General features: G+C 71.4%; 21 protein-coding genes and 2 pseudogenes. 12 read left to right on the top strand and 11 right to left on the bottom strand.

What is annotated here, in order from left to right; all coding sequences use genetic code 11:
• The first annotated feature begins 449 nt into the window (after window positions 1-449).
• The 5 genes from ACFHWU_RS20195 to ACFHWU_RS20215 all read left to right on the top strand — a co-directional run bounded on the left by ACFHWU_RS20195 (window position 450) and on the right by ACFHWU_RS20215 (window position 5,206).
• Complete coding sequence (locus ACFHWU_RS20195; RefSeq protein ID WP_416591288.1) at window positions 450-1,133, top strand: GPP34 family phosphoprotein; 684 nt, start codon at window positions 450-452, stop codon at window positions 1,131-1,133.
• 121 nt (window positions 1,134-1,254) lie between these two features.
• Window positions 1,255-2,760: an APC family permease gene (locus ACFHWU_RS20200; RefSeq protein ID WP_416591289.1), complete on the top strand. Its 1,506-nt coding sequence runs from the start codon at window positions 1,255-1,257 to the stop codon at window positions 2,758-2,760.
• On the top strand, window positions 2,757-3,401 hold the full coding sequence (locus ACFHWU_RS20205) for a GNAT family N-acetyltransferase (RefSeq protein ID WP_416591290.1): 645 nt from the start codon (window positions 2,757-2,759) through the stop codon (window positions 3,399-3,401). Before ACFHWU_RS20200 ends, ACFHWU_RS20205 begins: the two co-directional genes overlap by 4 nt.
• A complete protein-coding gene (locus ACFHWU_RS20210; protein WP_416591291.1) occupies window positions 3,398-4,261 on the top strand; it encodes an SAM-dependent methyltransferase in 864 nt (287 codons plus the stop codon). The genes ACFHWU_RS20205 and ACFHWU_RS20210 overlap by 4 nt, the downstream gene beginning before the upstream one ends.
• A 99-nt stretch (window positions 4,262-4,360) precedes the next feature.
• Window positions 4,361-5,206, top strand: coding sequence for a hypothetical protein (locus tag ACFHWU_RS20215; protein WP_416591292.1), 846 nt, complete (start codon window positions 4,361-4,363; stop codon window positions 5,204-5,206).
• A 34-nt stretch (window positions 5,207-5,240) separates the two neighbouring features.
• On the opposite strand, the gene ACFHWU_RS20220 is transcribed toward ACFHWU_RS20215, so the two are convergent.
• The 8 genes and pseudogenes from ACFHWU_RS20220 to ACFHWU_RS20255 all read right to left on the bottom strand — a co-directional run bounded on the left by ACFHWU_RS20220 (window position 5,241) and on the right by ACFHWU_RS20255 (window position 13,118).
• Window positions 5,241-6,482 (bottom strand): beta-ketoacyl synthase N-terminal-like domain-containing protein, encoded by a 1,242-nt coding sequence (locus ACFHWU_RS20220; RefSeq protein ID WP_416591323.1) that lies wholly within the window; start codon window positions 6,480-6,482, stop codon window positions 5,241-5,243.
• A gap of 44 nt (window positions 6,483-6,526) precedes the next feature.
• The gene (locus ACFHWU_RS20225; protein ID WP_416552140.1) at window positions 6,527-7,810 is read right to left on the bottom strand and encodes a beta-ketoacyl-[acyl-carrier-protein] synthase family protein; all 1,284 of its coding nucleotides are present in this window, start codon (window positions 7,808-7,810) and stop codon (window positions 6,527-6,529) included.
• A 116-nt stretch (window positions 7,811-7,926) separates the two neighbouring features.
• Window positions 7,927-8,298, bottom strand: a pseudogene (locus tag ACFHWU_RS20230) (cupin domain-containing protein); the annotation flags it as partial.
• Window positions 8,295-9,089 (bottom strand): SRPBCC family protein, encoded by a 795-nt coding sequence (locus tag ACFHWU_RS20235; protein ID WP_416591293.1) that lies wholly within the window; start codon window positions 9,087-9,089, stop codon window positions 8,295-8,297. The pseudogene ACFHWU_RS20230 and the gene ACFHWU_RS20235, both read right to left, overlap by 4 nt.
• A 22-nt stretch (window positions 9,090-9,111) precedes the next feature.
• On the bottom strand, window positions 9,112-10,482 hold the full coding sequence (locus tag ACFHWU_RS20240) for an acetyl-CoA carboxylase biotin carboxylase subunit (RefSeq protein ID WP_416591324.1): 1,371 nt from the start codon (window positions 10,480-10,482) through the stop codon (window positions 9,112-9,114).
• A 13-nt stretch (window positions 10,483-10,495) separates the two neighbouring features.
• Window positions 10,496-10,996 carry an acetyl-CoA carboxylase biotin carboxyl carrier protein gene (gene accB / locus ACFHWU_RS20245; protein ID WP_416552142.1) on the bottom strand — a complete coding sequence of 167 codons (501 nt, stop codon included), beginning with the start codon at window positions 10,994-10,996 and terminating at the stop codon, window positions 10,496-10,498.
• Window positions 10,993-12,786, bottom strand: a complete 1,794-nt coding sequence (locus tag ACFHWU_RS20250) for an acetyl-CoA carboxylase carboxyltransferase subunit alpha (RefSeq protein ID WP_416591294.1) — start codon at window positions 12,784-12,786, stop codon at window positions 10,993-10,995. Before ACFHWU_RS20250 ends, accB begins: the two co-directional genes overlap by 4 nt.
• Window positions 12,783-13,118: a TcmI family type II polyketide cyclase gene (locus tag ACFHWU_RS20255; protein ID WP_282233836.1), complete on the bottom strand. Its 336-nt coding sequence runs from the start codon at window positions 13,116-13,118 to the stop codon at window positions 12,783-12,785. Before ACFHWU_RS20255 ends, ACFHWU_RS20250 begins: the two co-directional genes overlap by 4 nt.
• 337 nt (window positions 13,119-13,455) lie before the next feature.
• Between ACFHWU_RS20255 and ACFHWU_RS20260 the strand changes: the two genes are divergently transcribed.
• Complete coding sequence (locus tag ACFHWU_RS20260) at window positions 13,456-14,262, top strand: AfsR/SARP family transcriptional regulator (protein ID WP_416591295.1); 807 nt, start codon at window positions 13,456-13,458, stop codon at window positions 14,260-14,262.
• Between the two features lie 4 nt (window positions 14,263-14,266).
• Here the strand turns inward: ACFHWU_RS20260 and ACFHWU_RS20265 are convergent, their stop codons facing one another.
• Window positions 14,267-14,419 carry a hypothetical protein gene (locus ACFHWU_RS20265; protein ID WP_416552145.1) on the bottom strand — a complete coding sequence of 51 codons (153 nt, stop codon included), beginning with the start codon at window positions 14,417-14,419 and terminating at the stop codon, window positions 14,267-14,269.
• A gap of 109 nt (window positions 14,420-14,528) precedes the next feature.
• Entirely contained in the window at window positions 14,529-16,421 is a 1,893-nt protein-coding gene (locus ACFHWU_RS20270) for an ABC transporter ATP-binding protein (RefSeq protein ID WP_416591296.1), read from the bottom strand.
• Window positions 16,422-16,572: 151 nt separating this feature from the next.
• Between ACFHWU_RS20270 and ACFHWU_RS20275 the strand changes: the two genes are divergently transcribed.
• The 5 genes from ACFHWU_RS20275 to htpG are packed head-to-tail and all read left to right on the top strand — an operon-like array spanning window position 16,573 to window position 21,676.
• Complete coding sequence (locus ACFHWU_RS20275; RefSeq protein WP_416552147.1) at window positions 16,573-16,965, top strand: TOBE domain-containing protein; 393 nt, start codon at window positions 16,573-16,575, stop codon at window positions 16,963-16,965.
• A complete protein-coding gene (gene modA, locus ACFHWU_RS20280; protein WP_416591297.1) occupies window positions 16,965-17,765 on the top strand; it encodes a molybdate ABC transporter substrate-binding protein in 801 nt (266 codons plus the stop codon). The genes ACFHWU_RS20275 and modA overlap by 1 nt, the downstream gene beginning before the upstream one ends.
• A complete protein-coding gene (locus ACFHWU_RS20285; RefSeq protein WP_416552149.1) occupies window positions 17,762-18,592 on the top strand; it encodes an ABC transporter permease in 831 nt (276 codons plus the stop codon). The genes modA and ACFHWU_RS20285 overlap by 4 nt, the downstream gene beginning before the upstream one ends.
• Complete coding sequence (locus tag ACFHWU_RS20290) at window positions 18,589-19,788, top strand: ABC transporter ATP-binding protein (RefSeq protein WP_416591298.1); 1,200 nt, start codon at window positions 18,589-18,591, stop codon at window positions 19,786-19,788. The genes ACFHWU_RS20285 and ACFHWU_RS20290 overlap by 4 nt, the downstream gene beginning before the upstream one ends.
• 34 nt (window positions 19,789-19,822) lie before the next feature.
• A complete protein-coding gene (gene htpG / locus ACFHWU_RS20295; RefSeq protein ID WP_416552364.1) occupies window positions 19,823-21,676 on the top strand; it encodes a molecular chaperone HtpG in 1,854 nt (617 codons plus the stop codon).
• A 74-nt stretch (window positions 21,677-21,750) separates the two neighbouring features.
• Here htpG and ACFHWU_RS20300 read toward each other — a convergent pair whose 3' ends face one another.
• Window positions 21,751-22,464, bottom strand: coding sequence for an aspartate/glutamate racemase family protein (locus ACFHWU_RS20300; RefSeq protein WP_416552151.1), 714 nt, complete (start codon window positions 22,462-22,464; stop codon window positions 21,751-21,753).
• Window positions 22,465-22,589: 125 nt separating this feature from the next.
• Here ACFHWU_RS20300 and ACFHWU_RS20305 point away from each other — a divergent pair.
• Window positions 22,590-22,985: pseudogene (locus ACFHWU_RS20305) on the top strand (TerC family protein); the annotation flags it as partial.
• Window positions 22,986-22,989 lie beyond the last annotated feature (4 nt).

The raw sequence follows: 22,989 nt of genomic DNA on the forward strand, positions 1-22,989 counted from the left end.
ACCCGCACCCAGCCCAAAACCAGCAGTATTGCCAACAAAACGACCAAAGTTTAGGTCAGTGACCCCTGGGCGCGAAGTTCCTCGGCCTCCTGTTGGTAGCTGCGTGCGGTCCTGGGCACCAGCGGCTCCTTGCCGTCGTCTGTCCTTAGTACCTGAACATACGGCGTGGTAGACCTCTGTGGAAGTCCTACCATGTCTCGCTCCCCGCATCGCGGGGAGTATCGCGCGAACGGATATCCCATCCTTCGTGGTCGACTAATCGAGTGAGTGGAGGCACGGTTAGTCGTGACCGCCGAGCTCCTCGATGGATGGGACGTTTGGGCTGTGATTCCGCCACTATCAAAAACCGATCTTGATGACGCGGGGCGTCGGCCTGCGTCCCAGCTACGCAGCTGGGGCAACTCCCTGCCCTGCCCTGGTGAGCCGGTGCGCCTGCAAACTGGTGCCCAGTGACCGTCTACCGCTCCGGTGCCGGTCGGCGGTGGGTGTTGTCGTTGCCGGTGGATCGTCGGTTGTTGGCGGATGAGTTCTTCCTGATGGCGCATCACGACGTGTCGGGTCAGTTGCGGGTGACGGCGCGAATCGCCGGGTTCGGGGCGACGGCCGCGGTGTTGGCGGACCTGGTCGTTGCGGGGGTGTTGGAGGTGACGGCGTCGGGGCATCTGGCGTGTCCGGAACCGGGGGTGCGGCTGGGCGGGTTGGAGCGGCAGATCGTGGCCTGGGTGGCGGCCGAGCCGGGTCAGCCGGTTCCGGTGTGGCTGGACGTTCTCGCCGATGTGTCGGTGCCGGCGATCGGTCAGCGGTTGGCCGACGCGGGGGTGGTGCGTCCGGTGCGGGTGCGGCGGCTGGTGACGGTCCGGACGGTGTGGGAGCCGACGGACATGAATGTGGCGGCGTGGCCGTGGGCGCGGTTGTCGACCCGGATCGGTCGTGGTGACCGGTTGGACCAGTTCGACAGCGTTCTGGCGCGGTTGTGTGTCGCCGCTGGTGTCGAGGGCCGGTTCCTCGGCGGTGAGCCGCGGGCTCGGCGGCGTCTGGACCGGTTGTTGAGTCCGGTGCCGGCGCAGGTCGACGCCCTGCTGGTCGAGCTGGAGGCGGCGGTCGGCCGGGCTGTGCTGGGTAGCCGGACCTGACCACCGTCTGCCCTGCTCAGGCGTCTGCTCAGGCGCCCTGCCCGCTCTTTTCTCTGACCTGCCTCCGTCTCGTCTGGTTCTTGTCTTTTCTTGGGGGATTGTTGTGTCTGTTTCTCATGGTGTGCCGCGTCCGCGTCGGGGTGGTGTCGCCGCCGCGTTGGCCCGGTCGCGGCTGGGTGTGCCGCAGGTGGTGTTCTTTGTCCTGGCGGCTGCGGCGCCGATGACGGTGGTCGCGTCGGCGGTGCCGACCGCGTACGCGGTGACCGGCCTGTCCGGGGTGCCGGTCGCGTACGCGGCGACCGCCGCCGTGATGGTCGTGTTTGCGGTCGGCTACGTCGCGATGTCGCGGCATGTCGTCAACGCCGGGTCGATGTACTCGTACGTCGCGCACGCTCTCGGCCCCGCCTGTGGGGTGGCGGCGGCGTTCGTGGCGGTGGTGGCCTACAACCTGATGCAGGTCGGCCTGTACGGGGCGTTCGGTGTCGTCACCGCCGCGACCGTGTCGGCGGTGGCCGGTGTCAACCTGCCGTGGTGGGTGTGGGCGCTCGCCGGCTGGCTGCTGGTCGCGGTGCTGGGGTTGGCGCGGGTCGACCTCAACGGCCGGGTCCTGGGTGTGCTGCTGGTCGCGGAGATCACCGTGGTGGTGGTCTTCGACACGATCATGGCCACCCACCCCGCCGCCGCCGGGGGACTAGCGGTGCACGGGTTGGCGCCGGGGCATCTGGCGGTGCCGGGGATGGCGGCGATCCTCGTCGGTGGGATCGCCGGCTACGTCGGTGTCGAGGCCACCACGGTGCTCGCGGAGGAGACCCGTGACCCCCGGCGTACGGTCGCGCACGCCACCTACACCGCGATCGCCGTCACCGCGTTCCTGTACGCGGGGTCGGCGTGGGCGATGCAGACCGCCGCCGGCCCCACCCAGATCATCGACGCCGCCGCACGCCATGGGCCGGAGTTGATGTTCGTGCTGGTCGACGGCCACCTCCCACGCCTGTTCGTCGACGTGGGCCGGCTGCTGCTGGTGACCAGCCTGTTCGCCGCCCTGCTGGCCTTCCACAACATGGTCGCCCGCTACCTGTTCGCGTTGGGCCGCGAACAGGTCCTTCCCGCCGCGCTGGGGCGTACCCACGGGCGGACCGGGGCGCCGAGACTCGGCTCGCTGGCCCAGACCGGTGTGGCCGGCCTGACCATCGCCGGCTACGCGCTGGCCGGCCTGGATCCGGTCGTTCATCTGTTCTTCTGGCTGACCGTCACCGGCGGGCTGGGTGTGTTGATCCTGATGACCGCGACCAGCCTCGCCGTCCTCGCATACTTTCGCCACGACCGCCGGGGTGAGTCCCGCTGGTCGACCGCGGTCGCTCCCGGCGTCGCGCTCAACCTGCTGGTGTTCATCCTCGGCGGCACTCTCATCGGTTTCGGTGACCTTCTCAACACCCCGCCCGGCTCGCCGGCCCGGTGGGCGCTGCCCGGCCTCTACGCCGCCGCCGTCACCGCCGGTCTGGTCTGGGCGACCGTCCTGCACCGCACACGCCGCCACGTCTACGCCACGGTCGGCGCGGGCGCCGACGCCGCCACCCGCTCCACCACCCAGTCGACCCCCGCCGCACGTAAGGAGATCCGTCGGTGACCACCACCCCCACCACGACCGTGATCCGTGTCGCCGACCGCCACGACATCCCCGCACTCACCGCGACCCTGGTCGACGCGTTCGTCGACACTCCGGACGCCGTCTGGCTCATCCCCGACCCCGGCGAACGCCGACACGTCTACCAGCGACTTTGCCCGGCGATCCTCACCCACGCCATGACCTCGGGCACCGTGTACACCAGCGACGACCACGCCGGCGCCGCCGTCTGGCTGCCCCACACCGCCGCCGGCAACCCCGACCCCCACCACACCGCACTCGTGGACAGGGTCGCGGGCCCGCACGCGGGCAGGTTTACCCACCTCGCCGCGCTCCTGCACGACCACGCCCCACACCGCCCGCACACCTACCTCGCCTACTTCGGCGTCGCCCCCGACCGGCAGCGCCACGGCCTCGGCACCGCCCTGCTCACCCACCGGCACACCACCTGCGACACCGCCGGCACCCCCGTCCACCTCGTCGCCACCACCACCGACGCCCGACGCCTCTACCAACGACACGGCTACTACGACACCACCCCCGCCCCGGTGCACCTGCCCGACGGCGGACCACCCCTGTGGCCCATGTGGCGCCAACCCCACACGCGCAGCCGTGGCACCGCCCCTGGCCGGGGGCGGCCGTGACCACCGGCATCCACCCCGCGCGTCCGCCCGCCGCACCGGCGGACACCGTCCCTGCCGGGCTGTTGCGTCGCCCGGCGTCCGCCGGGCTCGACACCGGCCGGCCCGCGCTCGCCCGACTCGTCAACTACTGGGCCGGCGGCAAGGACCACTTCGCCGTCGACCGGACCCTCGCAGACCAGACCACCCGCATCCACCCCGGTATGCCCCACAGCTGTCGGGCCGCCCGACAAGCGGCCGGCCGCGCCGTCGCCCGCCTCACCGCCAACGGTATCCGCCAGTTCGTCGACCTCAACCCCGGACTGCCCGCCCCGGACCACACCGACACGCACCTCATCGCTCAACACATCGCTCCGACCAGTCACATCGTGTACACCGACACGGACCCGCTGGCCCTCGCCCACTGCCGCGCCCTGCACACCAGCGACCCCGCCGGAACCGTGACCGTCATCGCCGCCGACCCCACCCAACCCGCGCACCTGGTCGCCGCCGTCACCGACCATTTCGACCGCACCACACCGGTCGCGGTCCTGGCCACAAACCTCGCCCACCACCTCGACGATCACCACCTCCACAACCTGGCCACCCAACTCGCCCGGCACCTGCCCACCGGCAGCCTGCTCATCGTCACCACCCACACCACCCCCGCCGACGACCGGCTCCACGCCGCCCAGCAACACCTCACCCAAGCCGGAATCCGCTACTACCACCGCAACCCAGACCGCACCGCGTCCCTGCTCCGCAGCTGCGGCCTAACGGCGTCCACTGGGTCGCCAACAACCGCATCCACCAGGCCGACTATCGATGATTCTCGACGAGTTCCCATTGGCGTCCAAATTGCCCAGATCGGCATCCTGCCCTGACCCCGATCTCCACCAAGCTCGTTTTCTCCATCAACCCGGTGCGGGACAGCCTGCTCCGCTACCGACAACCAGCCCGTCAACCACCTAGAACCAGGAACCATGGCTCCCTACCTGCAGATCACTCGCACCGACCGTCACCACCGGTCGGTCGTCCAAACCCCGATCACGCCCTTCTGCCACCTCGACACCGGCCGGTGGATCGTCGTCGTCTCCACGGCCCATTTCGGCGAGGGTGGCTACTACCAGGCTCTGCTCGGTGCCATCACCGCGTCAATGAACCAGGGCTTCACCGTCCACTACGAGAACGCCGACCATCAGCGACCCGACGACCAGCCCTCCACCGAAGAACAAACCGTTCTCGCCGATCTCGCCACCATGCGCGACCTGGAAGCACTACGGATGTCGGCACTCGGATGGACTCACCAACTCACCGTGCTGCATCACCCCAACTGGCAACGCCACGACCTCACTGACCTCGAGATCGTGCGACAAGTCGGAACCGAGGCAATGCGCCGCTACATCATCCGCCGGACACGATCACTCACCTGGCCCGATCACGAAACCTGGCGACTCGCCTGGCACCAAGCCATCTTCGCGGTCGGTAACCGGGGCAGCATCCGAGTCCCACCACCGGAAGCCGCCCGTACTGCCCACATCAACCCGTTCACCCGCGTCCTGCTCCACACCCGTACCCAGATCGCCGTCACAGCGGCCACCGCCACCACCGACGATCTCATAATGATCTGGGGAGCCCGACACCTTCCCGGCATTACCACCGCCCTCAGCGCAGCTGGCTACCGGCCCGACTACGACCACCAGCGGTGGCCCATCGTCGGATACCTCCCACCCATCCGCGCCAACACCGCCCGCTACCTGCTACGTCGACCGCCCACACCCCATCCCTGCTACTACACGAACGACCGCAACCACCCCCAGCCGTGTTGAGGCAGTCTGCGGCCAGCCGGCAGCACGAACCGAGTCAGCGCCAGGCCGGGTCGCGGCGCAGCAGCAGGGCGCTGTTGAAGCCGTCGAAGCCACGGGCGGCGACCAGCGCGGCGTGCCCCGTGCACTCCCGTGCCGTACGGACGAAGTCCAGGTCGCAGCCGGGGGCCGGGCGGCGCGGTGCGGCGGTCGGCGGCAGCAGCCGGTGCCGCAGCGCCAGCAGCGCCGTCGCCACGTCCAGCGCCGCACTGCCCTGGTGTGCCCGCCCGGTCAACGGCTTCGGCGTGGTCACCGGCGGCGGCGTCGGGCCGAAGACCGCCCGCACCGCCCGCGCCTCGGCCCGGTCGAAACGCGGTACGCCGAGCGCGTCCGGCAGACAGACGTCCACCTGGGCCGGAGCCACCCCGGCGGTCGCCAACGCCCGGCGCATCGCCCGGGCGTACTGGTCGGCGTCCCCGCCGGTGTGCCGGTCGGTGTGCCGGGCGTCGTGGCTGGCCCCCCAGCCGGCGACCTCGCCGTAGATCACCGGCGCACCCCGGGCCAGCGCGTGCCCCAGCTCCTCGACGACCAGCACCGCACCGCCCTCACCCGGCAGGTAGCCGGCGGCGTCGACGTCGAACGGCAGGTACGCCGACTCCGGGTCGGTGCCGGTGCTGAGCAGCCCGCTCCGCAGCTGGCAGGCCAGCGCGTACGGGCTCAGCGCGCATTCGGTGGCACCGGCCAGCACCACGTCGGCGCCCCGCCGGATGGTCCGGGCGGCGTGCGCCAGGCTGTCCAGCCCGCCGGCCGCCTCGGCGACCAGCACCCCGCAGGCACCCTTGAACTGGTGGGCGATGGAGAGCTGGCCGACACTGGCGGCGTAGAACCAGGCGATCGACTGGTACGCCCCGACGGTACGGCCGGGCCGGCTCCACAGCCGCTGCAGCTCCCGCTGGCCGAACAGGTTGCCCCCGGACGAGCTGGCCAGTGCCACCGCGTACCGGTCGGGGTCGTCGGCGGTGTCCGGCAGCCCGGCGTCGGCCAGCGCCAGCCGGGTGCCGGCGAAACCGAGATGGGTCCACCGGTCGGTCTGCACCGCCCGCCGGTTGTCGGTCCACTGCAGCGCGTCGAAGTCGGTCACCTCGCCGGCCAGGGTGACCGGGTACGGCGCCGGGTCGAACAGGGTGATCCGCCCGGTGCGGACCTGCCCGGCCAGGGTCGCCTTCCAGTGCGCGTCGGCACCGAGTCCGGTCGGCGCCACCACGCCGATCCCGGTGACCACCGACCGGCGGCCGGGCACCGCGGCCCGCTGACCGGGCAGCGCGGCCGGGGGGCCGTCGGCGCTCACCGTACTGTCCTGTCCGGTCGGGCGAAGACCATCGCCGACTGGAATCCGCCGAATCCGCTGCCGACCGACAACGCGACGTCGACCGGTAGCTCACGAGCGGTGTTCGGGACGTAGTCCAGGTCGCATTCCGGGTCGCGGGTGCGCCAGTTCGCGGTTGGCGGGACCATCCCGTGCGCCATGGCGAGCGCGCAGGCCGCCATCTCGATCGAGCCGATCGCGCCGAGCGAATGCCCGATCATCGATTTGATCGAGCTGACCGGCACCCGGTACGCCGCGTCCCCGAGCGCCCGTTTGAACGCGGCTGTCTCGTGCCGGTCGTTCTGCCGGGTGCCGGAGCCGTGTGCGCTGACGTACGACACGTCGTCCGGGTTGAGCCGGGCCTGGTCCATCGCGTCCACGATGGCCAGCGCCATCTCCGCGCCGTCCGGGCGCAGCCCGGTCATGTGGTAGCCGTTGCTGCGGGTGGCGTACCCGCCGATCTCGCAGTAGATCCGCGCGCCGCGTCGCCGCGCGTGGCCCAGCTCCTCCAGCACCAGCACGGCGGCCCCCTCGGCGAGGACGAAGCCGTGCCGGTCGTTGTCGAACGGCCGGCTGGCGTGCGCCGGGTCGTCGTTGTCCGGGCTGGTCGCCCCGATCGCGTCGAACGACGCGACGGTGACCGGGGAGATCGGCGAGTCGGCGGCGCCGGCGAGCATCACGTCCGCGTCCCCGTCGACGATCAACTGGTGGGCGTAGCCGATCGCGTCGATGCCGGAGGTGCAGCCGGTGGAGATCACCTGCGCCGGCCCGTGCAGCCCGTGCCGGCAGGCCACGTCGGCGGCCAGGCTGCTGGGCACCAGCGCCTGATAGAGGTACGGCATGGTGCAGTCCGGGTCGACCAGCCAGTGGCTGCCCGCGTCGCTGGCCACCACGTACTCCTGCTCCAAAGCCACGGTGCCGCCGACCGCCGAGCCGAGCGCCACCCCGGCCCGCAGCCGGCCGGCGTCGTCGAGGCACAGCCCGGCGTCGGCGACCGCCTCGATCGAGCAGGCGAGGGCGAACTGGACGTACCGGTCGGCCCGTCGCCGCTCGCGCGGGCCGAGCCCGGCGCCCGTCGGGTCGAAGTCGCATTCGGCGGCGATCTGGGACCGGAACGGGGACGGGTCGAAGACGGTGATCCGGCGGGTCGCGGTACGCCCGGCGGTGATCGTCGCCCAGAACGCCTCCCGGGTGGCGCCGCCCGGGGCGACCACCCCGACACCGGTCACGACCGTACGCCGGGACGACCCGGCCGCGGTCACGGCCGGTGCCCGTTGGGTGTGGTGGTCCGGGTGCGCGGCTTCGGACGGGGGCCGGACCTGGCGGAGTCCCGACCCGCCCCGGCGGTGTCCGGACCGGGGCCGAGCACCGCCGGTCCCTCGGTGTCGACGTGGCCGAGTTCGGGACGCGGCGCCAGCGGGCTGAGGTGGAAGACCACTTCGGCCGGCCCTCTGCTGACGTTGCGCAGCCGGTGCCGGGTGTTCATCGGCACGAACAGCCCTTCGGCGCGGTGCACCGCCACCGGCAGGTCGTCCAGGTCGACGACAATCTCACCGCGCGCGACGTAGAGGAACTCCTCGCTGTACGGGTGGTAGTGCTCGGCGATGCGTTCGCCGGGGCGCAGCACCGCCAGGCCGAGGAAGCCGGAGGTGCTGCCGACCGTCCGTGGACCGAGCAGGACGCGCAGTTCGCCGCCGCGTCGCCGGTCGGCGGCGAGGTCGCGGGCGGCGACGAGCCGTGGATCGTTCATCGGGTGCCTCCGGCGGGGTCTGCGGTGCGGGCGAGGGTTTCGATCCGGTCGCGGATGATGTCCAGCTGGATCCGGCTGTTGGTGTTGATCCGTTCGGTCATGCCGGCGTTGTCGAGCGGCGCGGTCGGTCGCATGGCGAAGTCCTGCACCCAGGTCATCCGGGTGCCGCCGGGGACCTCGGCGTAGTCCCAGCGGATCCGCATGTACTCGAACGGTCCGGTCTCCACCCGGTGCGCAAGCACCCGGCGGCGGCTCCGGTCGGCGGTGCGTTCGCTGACCCAGCTCCAGACCGTTCCGTTCTCGTCCGGGTGCATGGTCAACCGGAACCGCACGGTGTCCCCTTGCCGGTGCACGATCTGCACCGACGCGTACTCGGTGAACAGGTCGGGCCACCGGTCGACGTCGTTGGTGACCGCCCAGACGAGATCCACCGGGGCGGCGATCACCACGCTGTTCTCGGTGTGTCCGGGGGGCGGCCCGGTGGTGGTCGCGCCGACCCCGGCGGCCGCATCGGCGTCGGTAGCCGAGTTGGCTTCGCCGGTGATTTCGTCGGCGACCAGTTCGGCGATCTCGACGATGGTCAGGTCCGCGCTCTCCGGCGGGATCCGCACCTGGTACCGGTCGGCCACCACGGCCTGAAGTTCCAGCAACGCCAGCGAGTCCAGGCCGAGTTCGGCCAGGGACGCCGCCGGCGCGTCGGCGGCGCCGGCCGGGTCGAGCCCGCAGTTGCGTACCAGGATCGCGGTGATGTCCGCGGCGGTGACCTTCTGCTGATCATCGGTGATGCTCATCCGCTCCTCCTCGGGTGTGTGGTCAGGCCGTACGGGTCTGCGACGGCTCGTCGAGCAGCCGGCCGACCAGGCCGGTCGAGAGCCGTCCCTTGCGGAACATGGCGTCGTCCAGCACGCGGCGCAGGAACGGGACGGTGGTGTGGACGCCGGGGCCGCGTACGTCGAACTCGCTCAGCGCGCGCTCCATTCGGTTGAGCGCCAGTTCCCGGTCCGGTGCCCAGACGACGACCTTGGCCAGCAGCGGGTCGTAGTGCGGTCCGACGACGTACCCGGTGTGGCCGTGGGTGTCGACCCGGGTGAACGGGCCGCCGGGTATCTCGAAGCGGTCCAGCCGGCCAGGTGTCGGGGTGAATCCGCGCTGCGGGTCCTCGGCGTTGACCCGGCATTCGACCGCGACGCCCCGGGGCCGGATGTCCGGCTGGCGCAGCCGCAGCGGCGTACCGCAGGCGATGTGGATCTGTTCCTGCACCAGGTCCACCCCGCTGATCATCTCGGTGACCGGGTGTTCCACCTGGATCCGGCAGTTGATCTCGATGAAGTGGAACTGGTCGTGCTCGTCGACCAGGAACTCGAAGGTGCCGGCGCCGACGTAGCCGACCGCGAGCGCGCCGCGCAGCGCCACCTGGGCCATCTCGTCGAGCATCGCCGCCGGCAGCGTAGGTGCCGGACCCTCCTCAATGAGCTTCTGATGCCGGCGCTGCACCGAGCAGTCCCGGGTGCCCAGGTGCACCCCGTTGCCGTGGCCGTCGCAGAGCACCTGCACCTCGACGTGCCGGGCCTGGGTGAGGAACCGTTCCAGGTAGACCCGGTCGTCGCCGAAGACCGCCCGGGCGGTCTGCCGGGTCCGGTGGTACGCCGGCGTCAGATCCGCCTCGTCGGTGACCACCGTCATTCCCCGCCCACCGCCGCCTGCCGCCGCCTTGATGATCACCGGATAGCCGATCTCGGCGGCGACCGTGGCGGCGTGGGCGCTGCTGGGCACCGGCTCCCGGCTACCCGGCGGCAGCGGCAGGCCGGCCGTCCCAAGCACGTCCCGGGCCTTGGCCTTGTCCCCGAGGGCCAGCATGACCTGCGGCGGTGGGCCGATGAAGACCAGTCCGTTCTCCGCGCAGATGTCGGCGAAGTCGACGTCCTCGGAGAGGAAGCCGTATCCGGGGTGGACGGCCTGGGCACCGGTGCGCCGGGCCGCTTCGACGATCGCCGCCGCGTTGAGGTAGCTGGCCCGGCTCGGCGGCGGGCCGATCTGCACCGCCTCGTCGGCGAACCGGACCACCGCCGAGTCGCGGTCCGCGGTGGAGTGCACCGCTACGGTCCGTACGCCGAGCTCCCGGCAGGCCCGGGCGACCCGCAGCGCGATCTCTCCCCGGTTGGCGATCAGAATCTTCTCGAACACGGTCACCGCCTCCTCAGCCCGGTGCCACGGCGATCAGCGGCTGGTCGAATTCGACCGGTTCGCCGTCGCCGGCCAGGATCTCCACGACGACCCCTGGCCGGTCGGTGGTGATCTCGTTCATCAGCTTCATCGCCTCGACGATCCCGATCACCTGACCCGGCTCGATCGAGTCGCCTACATCGACGAATGGCGCTCCGCCGGGCTCTGCGGCCCGGTAGAACGTGCCGACGATCGGTGACCCGATCCGGTGCCCGGACGCTGGCGTGGCCTGGTCCGCCGGCGGTGCGGTCAGTCCGGCCGCCGGCGTGTCGGCCGGGGACGACGGTGGGGCCGGGACCGGCGTCGTCCGGTCATGCCACTCGATGTCGATCACCGTGTCGCCGTGCCGGACCTGGACCCGGCGCAGTGGACCGGTGAGTTCACCGACCAGCGCCCGGGTCTGCTCGGCGAGTCGACGTAGCTGACCGCCCGGCTCCGACCCGGCCGGGGTTCCGTTGGCGGCGGCACTGGTCATCGCGGACTCACCTGGATCGTCGGGTCGCTGTCGGGCTGCGGTACGCCGGCGTCGACGGTGCCCGCCCCGTACCGGCGGAACCGTCGGGATCGTCGACACAGCAGGTCGGTGATGGGTACGGCGAGCAGGTCGGACAGCGCGGCGGTCAGCGCCGCCCGTACCCGGTCGGCGGCGCTGGCCGGATCGCGCTGCGCGCCGCCCGGTGGTTCGCCGACGATGCCGTCGGCGACGCCGAGGCGTGCCAGGTCGGGCGCGGTGAGCTGGAGCGCGGCGGCGGCCCGGGGCGCGGCGGCCCGGTCGTGGAACAGGATGGCGGCGCAACCCTCGGGACTGATCACCGAGTAGACGGCGTTCTGCAGCATCAGCACCCGGTCGGCGACGGCCAGCGCGAGCGCTCCGCCGCTGCCGCCCTCACCGGTGACGACGGCGACCACCGGGGTGGGCAGTCGGGCCAGGGTGCGCAGGCAGGTGGCGATCGCGGCGGCCTGGCCTTGTTCCTCGGCGTCGACCCCCGGATGTGCGCCCGGGGTGTCGATCAGGGTGACCACCGGCAGTCCGAGCCGGGCGGCGAGCCCCATCACCCGCAACGCCTTGCGGTAGCCGGCCGGGCTGGCCATGCCGAAGTTGCGGGCCAGCATCTCCCGGGCGTCGTGGCCCTTCTGCTGCCCGATGACGGCGACCGGCTGGTCGCCGAGCCGGGCCAGCCCGGCGACGATCGCCGGGCAGTCCGCGCCGAGCCGGTCGCCGTGCAACTCGACGAAGCCGTCGAACGCCGTTCGCAGGTAGTCCAGAGTGGTCGGCCGGGCCAGGTCCCGGGCGGTACGCACCGACTGCCAGGCGGTCGGCGTCGCGTCGGTCCGATGCGTCGGCCTGGGGCGCGGAATCGGCCCCGTTCCCGCCGTCGTCGATCCGGCCACCGGCACCGGCCCGTCGTCGGGCCGGGCGGCCCGCCCGGCGGACGCGGCCAGCGGACCTGCTCCGGCCCGGCCACCCGCGGCCAGCGCGAGCAGGGCGCGCAGCCGGGGGCGTAGGTCGTGGCGTTCGACGACCATGTCGACCTGGCCGTGCCGGAGCAGGAACTCCGCGGTCTGGAAACCGGGGGGCAACGCCTGGCGGATCGTCTCCCGGATCACCCGGGGGCCGGCGAACCCCATCCGGGCGCCGCGTTCGGCGATCACCAGGTCGGTGTTGGTGGCGAACGAGGCTGCGACGCCGCCGTACGTCGGATCGGTGACGACGCTGACGGTGAGCAGTCCGGCGGCGCGCAGTTCGGCGATCGCGCAGCTGACCGTCGCCATCTGCATCAGCGCCAGGACGCCCTCCTGCATCCGCGCCCCGCCGGAGGCGGTGACCAGCACCAGCGGATCCCGGGCGGCGAGCGCCTCCTCGGCGGCGCGGGTGATCAACTCGCCGGTGGCGCAGCCGAGGCTGCCACCGAGGAACCGGAAGTCCATCACCGCCAGGACGGCCCGCTGCCCGCCGATCCGGGCGGCGCCGCACACCACCGCCTCCGCCAGGCCGGTCGCCGCCCGCGCCTGGGCCAGCCGTCGCCGGTACGGCATCGAGTCGACGAACCTCAACGGGTCCACCTCGGCGGCGCGGTCGGCGAGCCTGGTGAAGCTGTCCGGGTCGACCAGCTGTCCGATCCGATCCGCCGCGGTCAACCGCTGATGGTGTCCACACTCGGGGCAGACCTCCAGGTTGCGGCGCATCCGTCGCCGGTAGACCAGTGCGTGACAGGCGCGGCAGCGCAGCCAGCGGTTGCGGCCCGGGGCCGCCACGGTGGTCATCGGGGCCGCCCGGTCGGTGCGTCCCAGTGGTAGAACCGGTGCGCCATCGCGTCCCGAGGTGACCGCCAGCTCGCCAGGTACGGGCTGATGTAGCTGGCGAGTCGGCGGCTGACCTCGTCGAACTCCGGGTGTCGCCGGGCGGCGGCCACCGCGTCCGGTCCGGTCTCGTCGGTCTCGATCAGATGCACGTACAGGTCGTGCAGCCGGTAGAGCGACCGGTGCCGTACCCCGGCCAGGTGGGGCAGGTCGGTCAGGTCCGATTCAGCGAAGATCTCCGCGACCTGCTGCTCCGCGTCGGGGACGACCTTGGCGATGATCAGCGAGCGATCCATGGTTCCTCCCAGCGGCGTCGGGCCCGGTCCTGACCAACCTTGCCGCCGTCGGCGTCACCGACGCGTTGTCCCTACCGCCCGGGTCATCGCCCGTCGGTGACGTCGACGTGACGGACTATGAGTACAGTGCGTGATCGTTCTCGATGTGCACCGGAATCATCGGCGGTCGTCGAGTCTCGACAAAACCCCAGGTCAGACGGGATTGAATCGGTGGGTCGAGTGAATCGGGTAGCCGACTGCATGTTGACTGAGAGTAATTGTGATTGATAATCTTCGTGACGCGATGACGTGATCCAAGGGCGGCGACCGGTGACTGACGTGTGCAGGGGGTTCGGCCGTGACGTCAGAGGCAGGCAACGCGGGGGCATCATTCCGACTACTGCTCCTCGGCGGCTTCCGTTTGATCCACCAGCACGAGACCGTGTCGATCCCCCGTGGACTGCAGCGGATCGTCGCGGTGATCGGGCTGCGACCCGGCGCCACCCGTGCCCACCTGGCCGGTCTGCTCTGGCCGGAAGCCGCCGAGGACCGCGCACTGTCCTCGCTGCGTACCGCGCTGTGGCGGCTGCGTCAGGAGCCGAACTGCCCGCTGCGGACCGCCGGCGACACCGTCCGGCTCGACCAGCAGGTCCAGGTCGACGTCGACGACCTGGTCCGGACCGCCGCGCGGGTGCGCGACGGTGGGGACCCGCGGCTGGCCGACGCGGTGCTCACCGCCGCCCGGCACGACCTGCTGCCCGGCTGGTACGACGACTGGGTGCTGCTGGAACGGGAACGGCTGCGGCAGTTGCGGCTGCACCTGCTCGAGCACATCGCCCGCTCCCATCTGGACGCCGGTCGGCACGACGAGGCGCTGCAGGCCGCACTGGAAGCGGTCGGTGCCGAACCGTTGCGGGAAACCCCGCACCGGCTGATCGTGCAGATCCATCTCGCCGAGGGCAACGCCTACGAGGCGCTGCACGCCTTCTACGCGTACCGCGATCTGGCCCTGCGGGAGCTGCAGCTGGAACCGTCCCCGGCGATGGCCGCGCTGATCGGCGACATCCTCACCCCGATCCGTGACGCGCCGGCCCGGCGCACACTCGACCGGCGTCGGCCGGGTGAGTCGGCGTCCGGCCCGGTCAGCCCTCGCCCGGCCCGCTGACCCGTCAGGCGTCACCGCCGAGCGAGACCCGGACCAGGGCAGCGGCGAACCGGGGCAGGTCGCGTTCACCCACCAGGGCGATACCCGCCTCGGCGCTGAACGTGCGGCCCTGCCGGTCGAGCAGCGCATTGACCGCGCGTACCTGCCGATCCGCCATCGTGGCAACCCCCGCTTCCGGCCGACGAGGTACCCCCGGCCGCGCGGACCAAACGGGAGCAGTACGCCGTGCCCCCCCTACGGCGTCGTCGGTCGGTTTCGGCGTCGGGTCAGCCCACGTCGCTCGGCACCAGCTCCCCGGTGCCGGCGCGGTCACCGTCCGCTGGCCCGCCGGCGCGGTCACCGTCCGCCGCTCCGCCGGACTGGGCGATCCGCAGCGCCTCCACCAGATCGCGGTACAGCTCGTCGGTGGCCAACAGCGTCTGGTGGTCGCCGTACGCGCGGATCCGCCCGCTGTCCACCACCACGATGGTGTCGGCGTCGATGACGGTGGAGAGCCGGTGCGCGATGGTGACCACCGCGCCGTTGCCGGCCTGCTCCCGGATGCAGTCGTGGATGGCCGCCTCGGTGAGTCCATCGACCTGGGCTGTCGCCTCGTCGAGCAGCAGGACGTCCGGCCGCCGCAGGATCGCCCGGGCCAGTGCGATCCGCTGCCGCTGTCCGCCGGACATCGACGACGGAGTGAGCAGGGTGTCCAGCCCGTCGCCGAGCGAGTCGATCTTCTCAGTCAGCCGGACCGCGTGCAGCGCGCGGCGAATCTCCCCGTCGGTGGCGTCCGGGTGGGTGAACAGCAGGTTCTCCCGGATGGTGCCGGGGATCACCGGGGTGTCCTGCTCGACGTACGCCAGCCGGCTCCGGACCTGCTCGTGCCTCAGCGACGGGTACGGTCGACCGTCGAGCAGCAGCTCGCCCCGCTGCGGTACGAGGAACCGCAGGATCAGCGAGAAGAGGGTGGTCTTGCCGGCGCCGGACGGGCCGACGATGGCCAGGTGCCCACGGCGTGGCACGGCGAGGTCGATGTCGTGTACCGCGGCCGGTAGGTCGGGCCCGTAGCCGGCGGTGACCTGCCGCAGTTCCAGCACCGGTCGGTCGGTGTCGGCGGTTGCCCGACCAGCCCGGCCGGCCGCCGGCTCCGGGCTTGTCCCCGGCGCCGGTGTGGCGGTCGGGTCGCCCTCGGCCGGCATCGCCTCGACCTGCCGGATCCGACCGGCGGCCGCGATCCCGGACTGCAGCGCGGTGAGGTGCCGGCTCAGCGTGGTGACCGGCTCCATCAGTCCGAACGCGTACAGCAGGAACGCGATCAGGCTGGAGACCGGCAGCGCGCCGGTGCCGACCCGCCAGGCACCGAGACCGAGGATCGTGATGATGGCCAACTGGATGCCGGCCCAGGCGGCGGTCCAGGCCAGGGCCTCGCGGCGGATGGCCGCGATGCTCTGCCGGGCCGACTCGCGGGCCTCGTCGACGATCCGCTCCGACTGGCGCTGCTCGGCCCGGCTCACCTTGACCGTGCGGATCGCCCGCAGGGTGCCCTCCAACGCCGAGCCCAACCTGCCGACGTGCTCCTGGGCGCGTTCGCGCGCCTTGGCGATGCCCGGCAGCAACAGGCTGAACAGGACGGTCATCCCGGCGACCGAGGCGACGGTGGCGCCGAGCAGTACCAGGTCGAGCACAGCCATCAGCACCAGCGTGCCGACGAGCCGTACCGAGCCGTTGATCAGGCCGATCACGCTCGACGAGGCGGCTTCGCGCAGCAGCACCGTGTCCGAGGTGACCCGGGTGACGAACTCGCCGGTGGGCCGGGCGGTGACGGCCGGCACGGTGGCCCGGAACAGCCGGCGCACCATCGACTGGCGGGCGTCGAGGATCACCCGTTCGCCGACGGTGCCGAGCAGGATCCACTGCCACAGCCAGATCACCACACCGACGACGAGCAGCCCGAGCAGCGCGAGCACCGGGCCGCGCAGCGACGCCGCCCCGGTCAGGGTGTCCAGCACCCATTTGGTGACCATCGGCGTGGTGAGGCCGGCGGCGGAGCCGACCAGGGCGAGGAACAGGCCGAGGCCCAGCGCGCGGCGGTGCGGCCGGGCGAACGACCAGAGCAGGCGGAGCCGGGGCAACCGGCGGTCGGCGATGGGAGATTCGGCGGTCTGCGCGACGGTCACACCATCAAGTGGACCACGGGCCGTGCCAGCTGGACCCCGGTGGTTGGTGGCGGGGCGCTGCCCGACCTGCGTTCAGGTACCGACCGTGGCTTGCACCTGCGAGCGGAAATGACCTTTTGTATCGCAGGTGCGAGAGGATAACGTCTGGCTTGTGACGACCTACCGGATCGGCGACGCCGCCGAACTGCTCGGCGTGAGCGTCGACACCGTGCGGCGCTGGGTGGACGCCGGCAAACTCGCCGCTGCCCGGGACGGCAACGGTCACCGGATGATCGCCGGCGTCGATCTGGCGGCGTTCGCCCGCGCCCTCGCCGACGACCCCGATGAGGGCGTCGGTCGGTCGTCGGCCCGTAACCGGATGCGCGGCATCGTCACCGCGGTCACCCGGGACACCGTGATGGCCCAGGTCGACATCCAGGCCGGCCCGTTCCGGATCGTCTCGCTGATGAGCAGCGAAGCCGCCGACGAACTCGGCCTGACCGTCGGCACCACCGCCACCGCCGTCGTCAAGTCCACCAACGTCGTCGTCGAACGGGGCAACTGATGCGCCGCCGCGCGAACTCCCTCGCCCTGGTGGCCGCCACCGCGTTGCTGGCCGCCAGCTGCGCCACCGGCACCGGCACCGGATCGGATTCCGACGGTGCCCGGGGCGACGCCGTACCCGGCGTCACCGGCACACTCACCGTGCTGGCCGCCGCCTCGCTCACCGACGCGTTCACCCGGATCGGGGCCGACTTCGAGGCGGCCAACCCCGATGTGTCCGTCACCTTCAGCTTCGCCGGCAGCTCCCAGCTCGCCCAGCAGATCACCGCCGGGGCACCCGCCGACGTGTTCGCCGCCGCCAGCCCGGCCACCATGGCAACGGTCGTCTCCGCCGGTGAGGCAGCTGGCGAACCGGCTGTCTTCGCCCGCAACCAGCTGGTCATCGCGGTGCCGGACGGCAACCCGGCCGGCGTCACCGTGCTGGCCGACCTCACCAGGTCCGGCGTCAAGGTCGCCCTCTGCGCCGAGCAGGTGCCATGCGGGGCGGCCGCCCGTACCGCGCTCGACGCCGCCGGCAGCGACCTCGTCCCGGTCACCTTCGAACGGGACGTCCGCGCCGCCCTGTCCAAGGTCCGCCTCGGCGAGGTGGACGCCGCCGTCGTCTACCGCACCGACGCGGCCGCCGCCGCCGACGAGGTCGACGCCGTCGAGTTCGTCGAGGCCGCCCGGGCGATCAACGACTACCCGATCGTCACCCTGGCGGCTGCCACCAACCCGCAGGCCGGGGAGGCATTCGTCGGGTACGTCCGCGCCGCCGCCGGCCAGGCCGTCCTGACCGACGCCGGCTTCCATGGTCCGTGACCACGCCCGCGCCGCCCGCCGTCAGCCGGCGACGTCGCCGTACCGACCGGCGGCTGCCGGTCTTCCTCGCCCTGCCCGCCCTGGCCGGACTGGCCTTCCTGACGCTACCGCTGGCCGGCCTGCTGCTGCGTACCCCGTGGGCGCAGCTGCCGGCCCGGCTCACCGCGCCCGGCGTATTCGACGCGCTGCGGCTGTCGCTGCTGACCGCCACTGCCGCCACCGTGCTGTGCCTGCTGCTCGGCGTACCGCTGGCCTGGCTGCTGGCCCGCACCCGGTTTCCCGGCCGGGGCCTGATCCGCGCCCTGGTCACCGTGCCTCTGGTGCTGCCGCCGGTGGTCGGCGGCGTCGCGTTGCTGCTCGTCTACGGCCGGCGTGGCCTGGTCGGCGGCTGGCTGGACAGCGCATTCGGGGTGACCCTGCCGTTCACCACCGCCGCCGTCGTGCTCGCCGAAGCGTTCGTCGCCATGCCGTTCCTGATCATCGCGGTTGAGGGCGCGCTGCGTGGTGCCGACCCCCGATACGAGGAGGCCGCCACCACCCTCGGGGCCAGCAGGTGGACCACGTTTCGCCGGGTCACCCTGCCGATCGTCGCCCCCGGGATCGCCGCCGGTTCGGTGCTGTGCTGGGCGCGGGCGCTCGGCGAGTTCGGCGCCACCATCACCTTCGCCGGCAACTTCCCCGGCCGTACGCAGACCATGCCGCTCGCCGTCTACCTTGCCCTGGAGCAGGATTTCGACGCCGCGATCGTGCTGAGCCTGCTGCTGCTGACCGTCTCCGTGGTGATTCTCGCCGGGCTGCGGGACCGCTGGGTCGGTGGCCTGCGGTGACCACGCAGCGACGGGCCGTCCCCGATCCCGTCCCCGACCCAGGGCCGGCGGCGGCGCTCGACGCGCATCTGGTGGTCCGCCGCGCCGGGTTCACCCTCGACCTGCGGCTGACCGTCGCCGCCGGGGAGGTGGTCGCGTTGCTCGGGCCCAACGGAGCCGGCAAGACCACCGCGTTGCGGGCCCTCGCCGGGCTGCAGCCGCTGCACGCCGGTTACCTGCGCCTCGGTGACCGGACGCTGGACCAGCCGGACAAGGGGGTGCTGGTGGCACCGGAGCATCGGCCGATCGGCGTGGTCTTCCAGGACTATCTGCTGTTCCCGCACCTGACCGCGCTGGACAACGTGGCGTTCGGGCCGCGTAGCCACGGCGTGCCGCGTCGCGTCGCGCGGGACGCGGCGGCTGGTTGGCTGGACCGGGTCGGGCTGACCGGACATGCCCGACGCCGGCCCCGTGGGCTGTCCGGCGGGCAGGCGCAGCGGGTCGCGTTGGCCCGGGCGCTCGCCGTACGCCCGCAACTGCTGCTGCTCGACGAGCCGCTCGCCGCGCTCGACGCCCGGACCCGGGCGGAGACCCGCGCCCACCTGCGGCAGCACCTCGCCGCGCACACCGGCGTCGCCGTGCTGGTCAGCCACGACCCGTTGGACGCGATGATGCTCGCCGACCGGCTGGTGATCGTCGAGGACGGCCGGCTGGTGCAGTCGGGGGACGCGGCCACCGTGACCGCCCGCCCGCGTAGCGACTACGTGGCCCGGCTGGTCGGACTCAACCTCTACCGGGGCAGCGGGGACGGGACCAGCGTCACGCTGCCCGGCGGCTTCCGGCTGGTCGCCGCCGAGCCGCAGCGCGGCGACGTGTTCGTGGCGTTCCCGCCGTCGGCGGTGGCGCTCTACCGGCGGCGTCCGGACGGCAGCCCGCGCAACTCGTGGCCGGCCACCGTCAGCAGTGTCGCCCGCAACGGCGACCGGCTGCGGGTCGAGCTGGCCGGGCCGTTACCAGTCGGAGCGGACATCACCGCGGCGGCGGCCGCGCACCTCGACCTGCGTCGCGGCGAGCGGGTGTGGGCGACCCTCAAAGCGACCGAGGTGGCCGGATATCCGGCGGACCCGGACCGTACGATTCTCGGTGGAAGCCAGGCTTCCGACAGCAATTCGTCTCCAGGAGGGAATCCAGGTGAGCACCGGGATCGAGACGCGTGAGTTCCAGGCCGAGGCGCGCCAGCTCTTGCAGCTGATGGTTCATTCGATCTACTCGAACAAGGACATCTTCCTACGCGAGTTGATCTCGAACGCCTCCGACGCGTTGGACAAACTGCGCTTGCAGGCGCTGGTCGACAAGGATCTCGACGTCGACACGTCGGACCTGCACATCGAGGTCGAGGCCGACCGCGAACAGCGCACCCTCACCGTGCGGGACAACGGCATCGGCATGTCGCGGGACGAGGTGGTCAGCCTGATCGGCACCATCGCCAAGTCCGGCACCGCCGAGCTGCTGCGCAAGATGAAGGAATCCAAGGAAGCCGCCGCCCAGGAGCTGATCGGGCAGTTCGGCGTCGGCTTCTACGCCACCTTCATGGTCGCCGACCGGGTCGTCCTGACCACCCGGCGGGCCGGGGAGACCGAGGCGACCCGCTGGGAGTCGTCCGGCGAGGGCACCTACACCATCGAGACGCTCGACGAGGCGCCCCAGGGCACCACGGTCACCCTGCACCTCAAGCCCGAGGACAAGGACGACCAACTGCATGACTACACCGAAGAGTGGAAGATCCGGGAGATCGTCAAGCGGTACTCGGACTTCATCGCCTGGCCGATCCGCTCCACCACCGAGCGTCCCGGTGAATCCGACGGTGAGACCACCAGCGAGGTGGTCACCCTCAACTCGATGAAGGCGCTGTGGGCGCGGCCCCGTTCCGAGGTCACCGACGACGAGTACAAGGAGTTCTACAAGCACGTCAGTCACGACTGGAACGATCCGCTCGACATCATCCACATGAAGGCCGAAGGCACCTTCGAGTACGAGGCGTTGCTGTTCGTGCCGGCGCAGGCGCCGTTCGACCTGTTCATGCGGGACGCCCGGCGCGGCGTGCAGCTGTACGTCAAGCGCGTGTTCATCATGGACGACTGCGAGGCGCTGATCCCGGAGTACCTGCGGTTCATCAAGGGTGTCGTCGACGCGCAGGACCTTTCGTTGAACATCAGCCGGGAGATCCTGCAGCAGGACCGGCAGATCCAATTGATCCGGCGCCGGCTGGTGAAGAAGGTGCTCTCCTCGCTGAAGGAGTTGATGGACAACGACGCCGACCGGTACCGCACGTTCTGGACCCAGCTCGGCCGGGCGGTGAAGGAAGGCCTGCTCAACGACTACGAGAACCAGCGGGCGATCCTGGACATCTCGTCGTTCGCCTCGACTCACGATCCGGAGCAGCTGACCACTCTGGCCGGGTACATCGAGCGGATGAAGGACGGTCAGGAGGACATCTACTACATGACCGGCGAGTCCCGCACAATGATCGAGAACTCCCCGCACATGGAGGCGTTCAAGGCCAAGGGGTACGAGGTCCTGCTGCTCACCGACCCGGTCGACGAGATGTGGGTCGAGTCGGTCGCCGACTACGATGGCAAGAAGCTGCGGTCGATCGCCAAGGGCCAGGTCGACCTGGCTGGAGACGACGACACCGCCAAGTCCGACCCGGATCGGGAACAGCAGAAGGAGACGTACGCCGCGCTGCTGTCCTGGCTCGGCAAGACGCTCGACGAGCAGGTCAAGGAAGTACGGCTGTCCACCCGGCTGACCACCTCGCCGGCCTGCCTGGTCGGTGACGCCGCGGACATGACCCCGGCGCTGGAACGGATGTACCGGGCGATGGGCCAGGACGGGCCGAAGATCAAGCGAATCCTGGAGCTGAACCCGACCCACCCACTGGTCACCGGGCTGCGGGAGGCGTATGGAGCCCGCTCCGACGATCCGGCGCTGGCCGAGACCGCCGAGCTGCTGTACGGCACCGCGCTGCTCGCCGAGGGCGGTGAACTCGACGACCCGGCCCGGTTCGCCAAGCTGCTCGCCGACCGACTGGCCCGTACCGTCTGAACCGCTGGACGTCGGGGTCCCCCGGCGGGTCGATGCCCGCCGGGGGACGCCCCGCCGAACGGACCTGCGACGGCTCAGACGGTGATCGCCGCCGCCTCGGCGGCGATCGCCTGCTCGACGGCGGCGGCGACGTGCAGCCGGCTGGTCGGGAAGAGCAGCAGCGGGGTGTCCTCCTGACGGACCAGCAGCTCGATCTCGGTGCAGCCGAGCACCACGCCCTGCGCGCCGGCGGCGATCAGCCGCTCGATGACCTTCAGATACCTGGCCCGGGACGACTCGCTGACCACCCCGAGACACAGCTCGTCGTAGATGACCGAGTGGACCATCTCGCGGTCTGCGGCGTCAGGCACCAGGACGGTCAGCCCGTGTCCGGCCAACCGGTCCCGTAGGAAGTCCTGCTCCATGGTGAACGCGGTGCCGAGCAGACCGACCGTGTGCAACCCGTGGCTGCGAACCGCGTCAGCGGTGACGTCAGCGATGTGTAGCAACGGGATGTCGACTGCGGCGGCGACCAGGTCGGCGACCTTGTGCATGGTGTTGGTGCACAGCAGCAGCAGGTCGGCGCCGGCCGCCTCGACCCGCCGGGCCGCGTCGGCGAGCAGGTCGGCGGCCTCGTCCCATTGGCCGGCCGCCTGCCGTCGTTCGACGTCGGCGAAGTCGACCGAGTAGAGCACGCACCGTGCCGAGTGGTGGCCACCCAGCCGGTCGCGGACCAGCTCATTGGCGAGCCGGTAGTAGTGTGCGCTGCTTTCCCAGCTCATGCCGCCGAGCATGCCGATCGTCACCATGCCGCCCATCGTGCCACCGGGCTGCCCGCCGCCGAACCGATATCCAGGTAGCCATTCGGCGGGGTCCGCTGGTCAGGCCGATCAGGGTCAGGAAGTTGCTCCGGACGGTGGTATGTGCCGGCGGCATCATCGTGGTCGAGGCCACCGACCTGATCTTCGCCATCGACTCGATCGCGGCGATCCTGGCCATCAGCACCAGCACGTTCATCGTCTGGACGGCGAACGACTTCGCCATTCTCGGACTTCGGAGTCTCTACTTCCGCCTGGCCGACCTGCTGCGCCGCTTCGTCCACCTGCACTACGGCCTGGCCGTGCTGCTCGCGTTCGCCGGCGTCAAGCTCATCCGCTCCGAGACCCAGGTCGGCAAACTGCCCATCCCGCTCGCTCTCGGGGTCATCGTCGTCACCATCGCGGTGTCGATCATCTGGATCCTGCGCAGCACCAGCGGGCCGGACACCGGTGTCTCCGGTGCCCGACCCGCTGAACCAGCTGATCAACCCGACCGTTCAGTTGTCAGGTGATGGT

It is taken from the genome of Micromonospora sp. LOL_015 (genome assembly GCF_048060275.1).
GTDB lineage: Bacteria > Actinomycetota > Actinomycetes > Mycobacteriales > Micromonosporaceae > Micromonospora_E.

Excerpts from the sequence above, each read along its gene's own strand:
- ACFHWU_RS20215 (WP_416591292.1), top strand. The coding sequence starts at position 4,361 with ATGGCTCCCTACCTGCAGATCACTCGCACCGACCGTCACCACCGGTCG.
- ACFHWU_RS20235 (WP_416591293.1), bottom strand. The coding sequence starts at position 9,089 with ATGAGCATCACCGATGATCAGCAGAAGGTCACCGCCGCGGACATCACC.
- accB (WP_416552142.1), bottom strand. The coding sequence starts at position 10,996 with ATGACCAGTGCCGCCGCCAACGGAACCCCGGCCGGGTCGGAGCCGGGC.
- ACFHWU_RS20250 (WP_416591294.1), bottom strand. The coding sequence starts at position 12,786 with ATGACCACCGTGGCGGCCCCGGGCCGCAACCGCTGGCTGCGCTGCCGC.
- ACFHWU_RS20255 (WP_282233836.1), bottom strand. The coding sequence starts at position 13,118 with ATGGATCGCTCGCTGATCATCGCCAAGGTCGTCCCCGACGCGGAGCAG.
- ACFHWU_RS20265 (WP_416552145.1), bottom strand. The coding sequence starts at position 14,419 with ATGGCGGATCGGCAGGTACGCGCGGTCAATGCGCTGCTCGACCGGCAG.
- modA (WP_416591297.1), top strand. The coding sequence starts at position 16,965 with ATGCGCCGCCGCGCGAACTCCCTCGCCCTGGTGGCCGCCACCGCGTTG.
- htpG (WP_416552364.1), top strand. The coding sequence starts at position 19,823 with ATGGTTCATTCGATCTACTCGAACAAGGACATCTTCCTACGCGAGTTG.
- ACFHWU_RS20300 (WP_416552151.1), bottom strand. The coding sequence starts at position 22,464 with ATGGTGACGATCGGCATGCTCGGCGGCATGAGCTGGGAAAGCAGCGCA.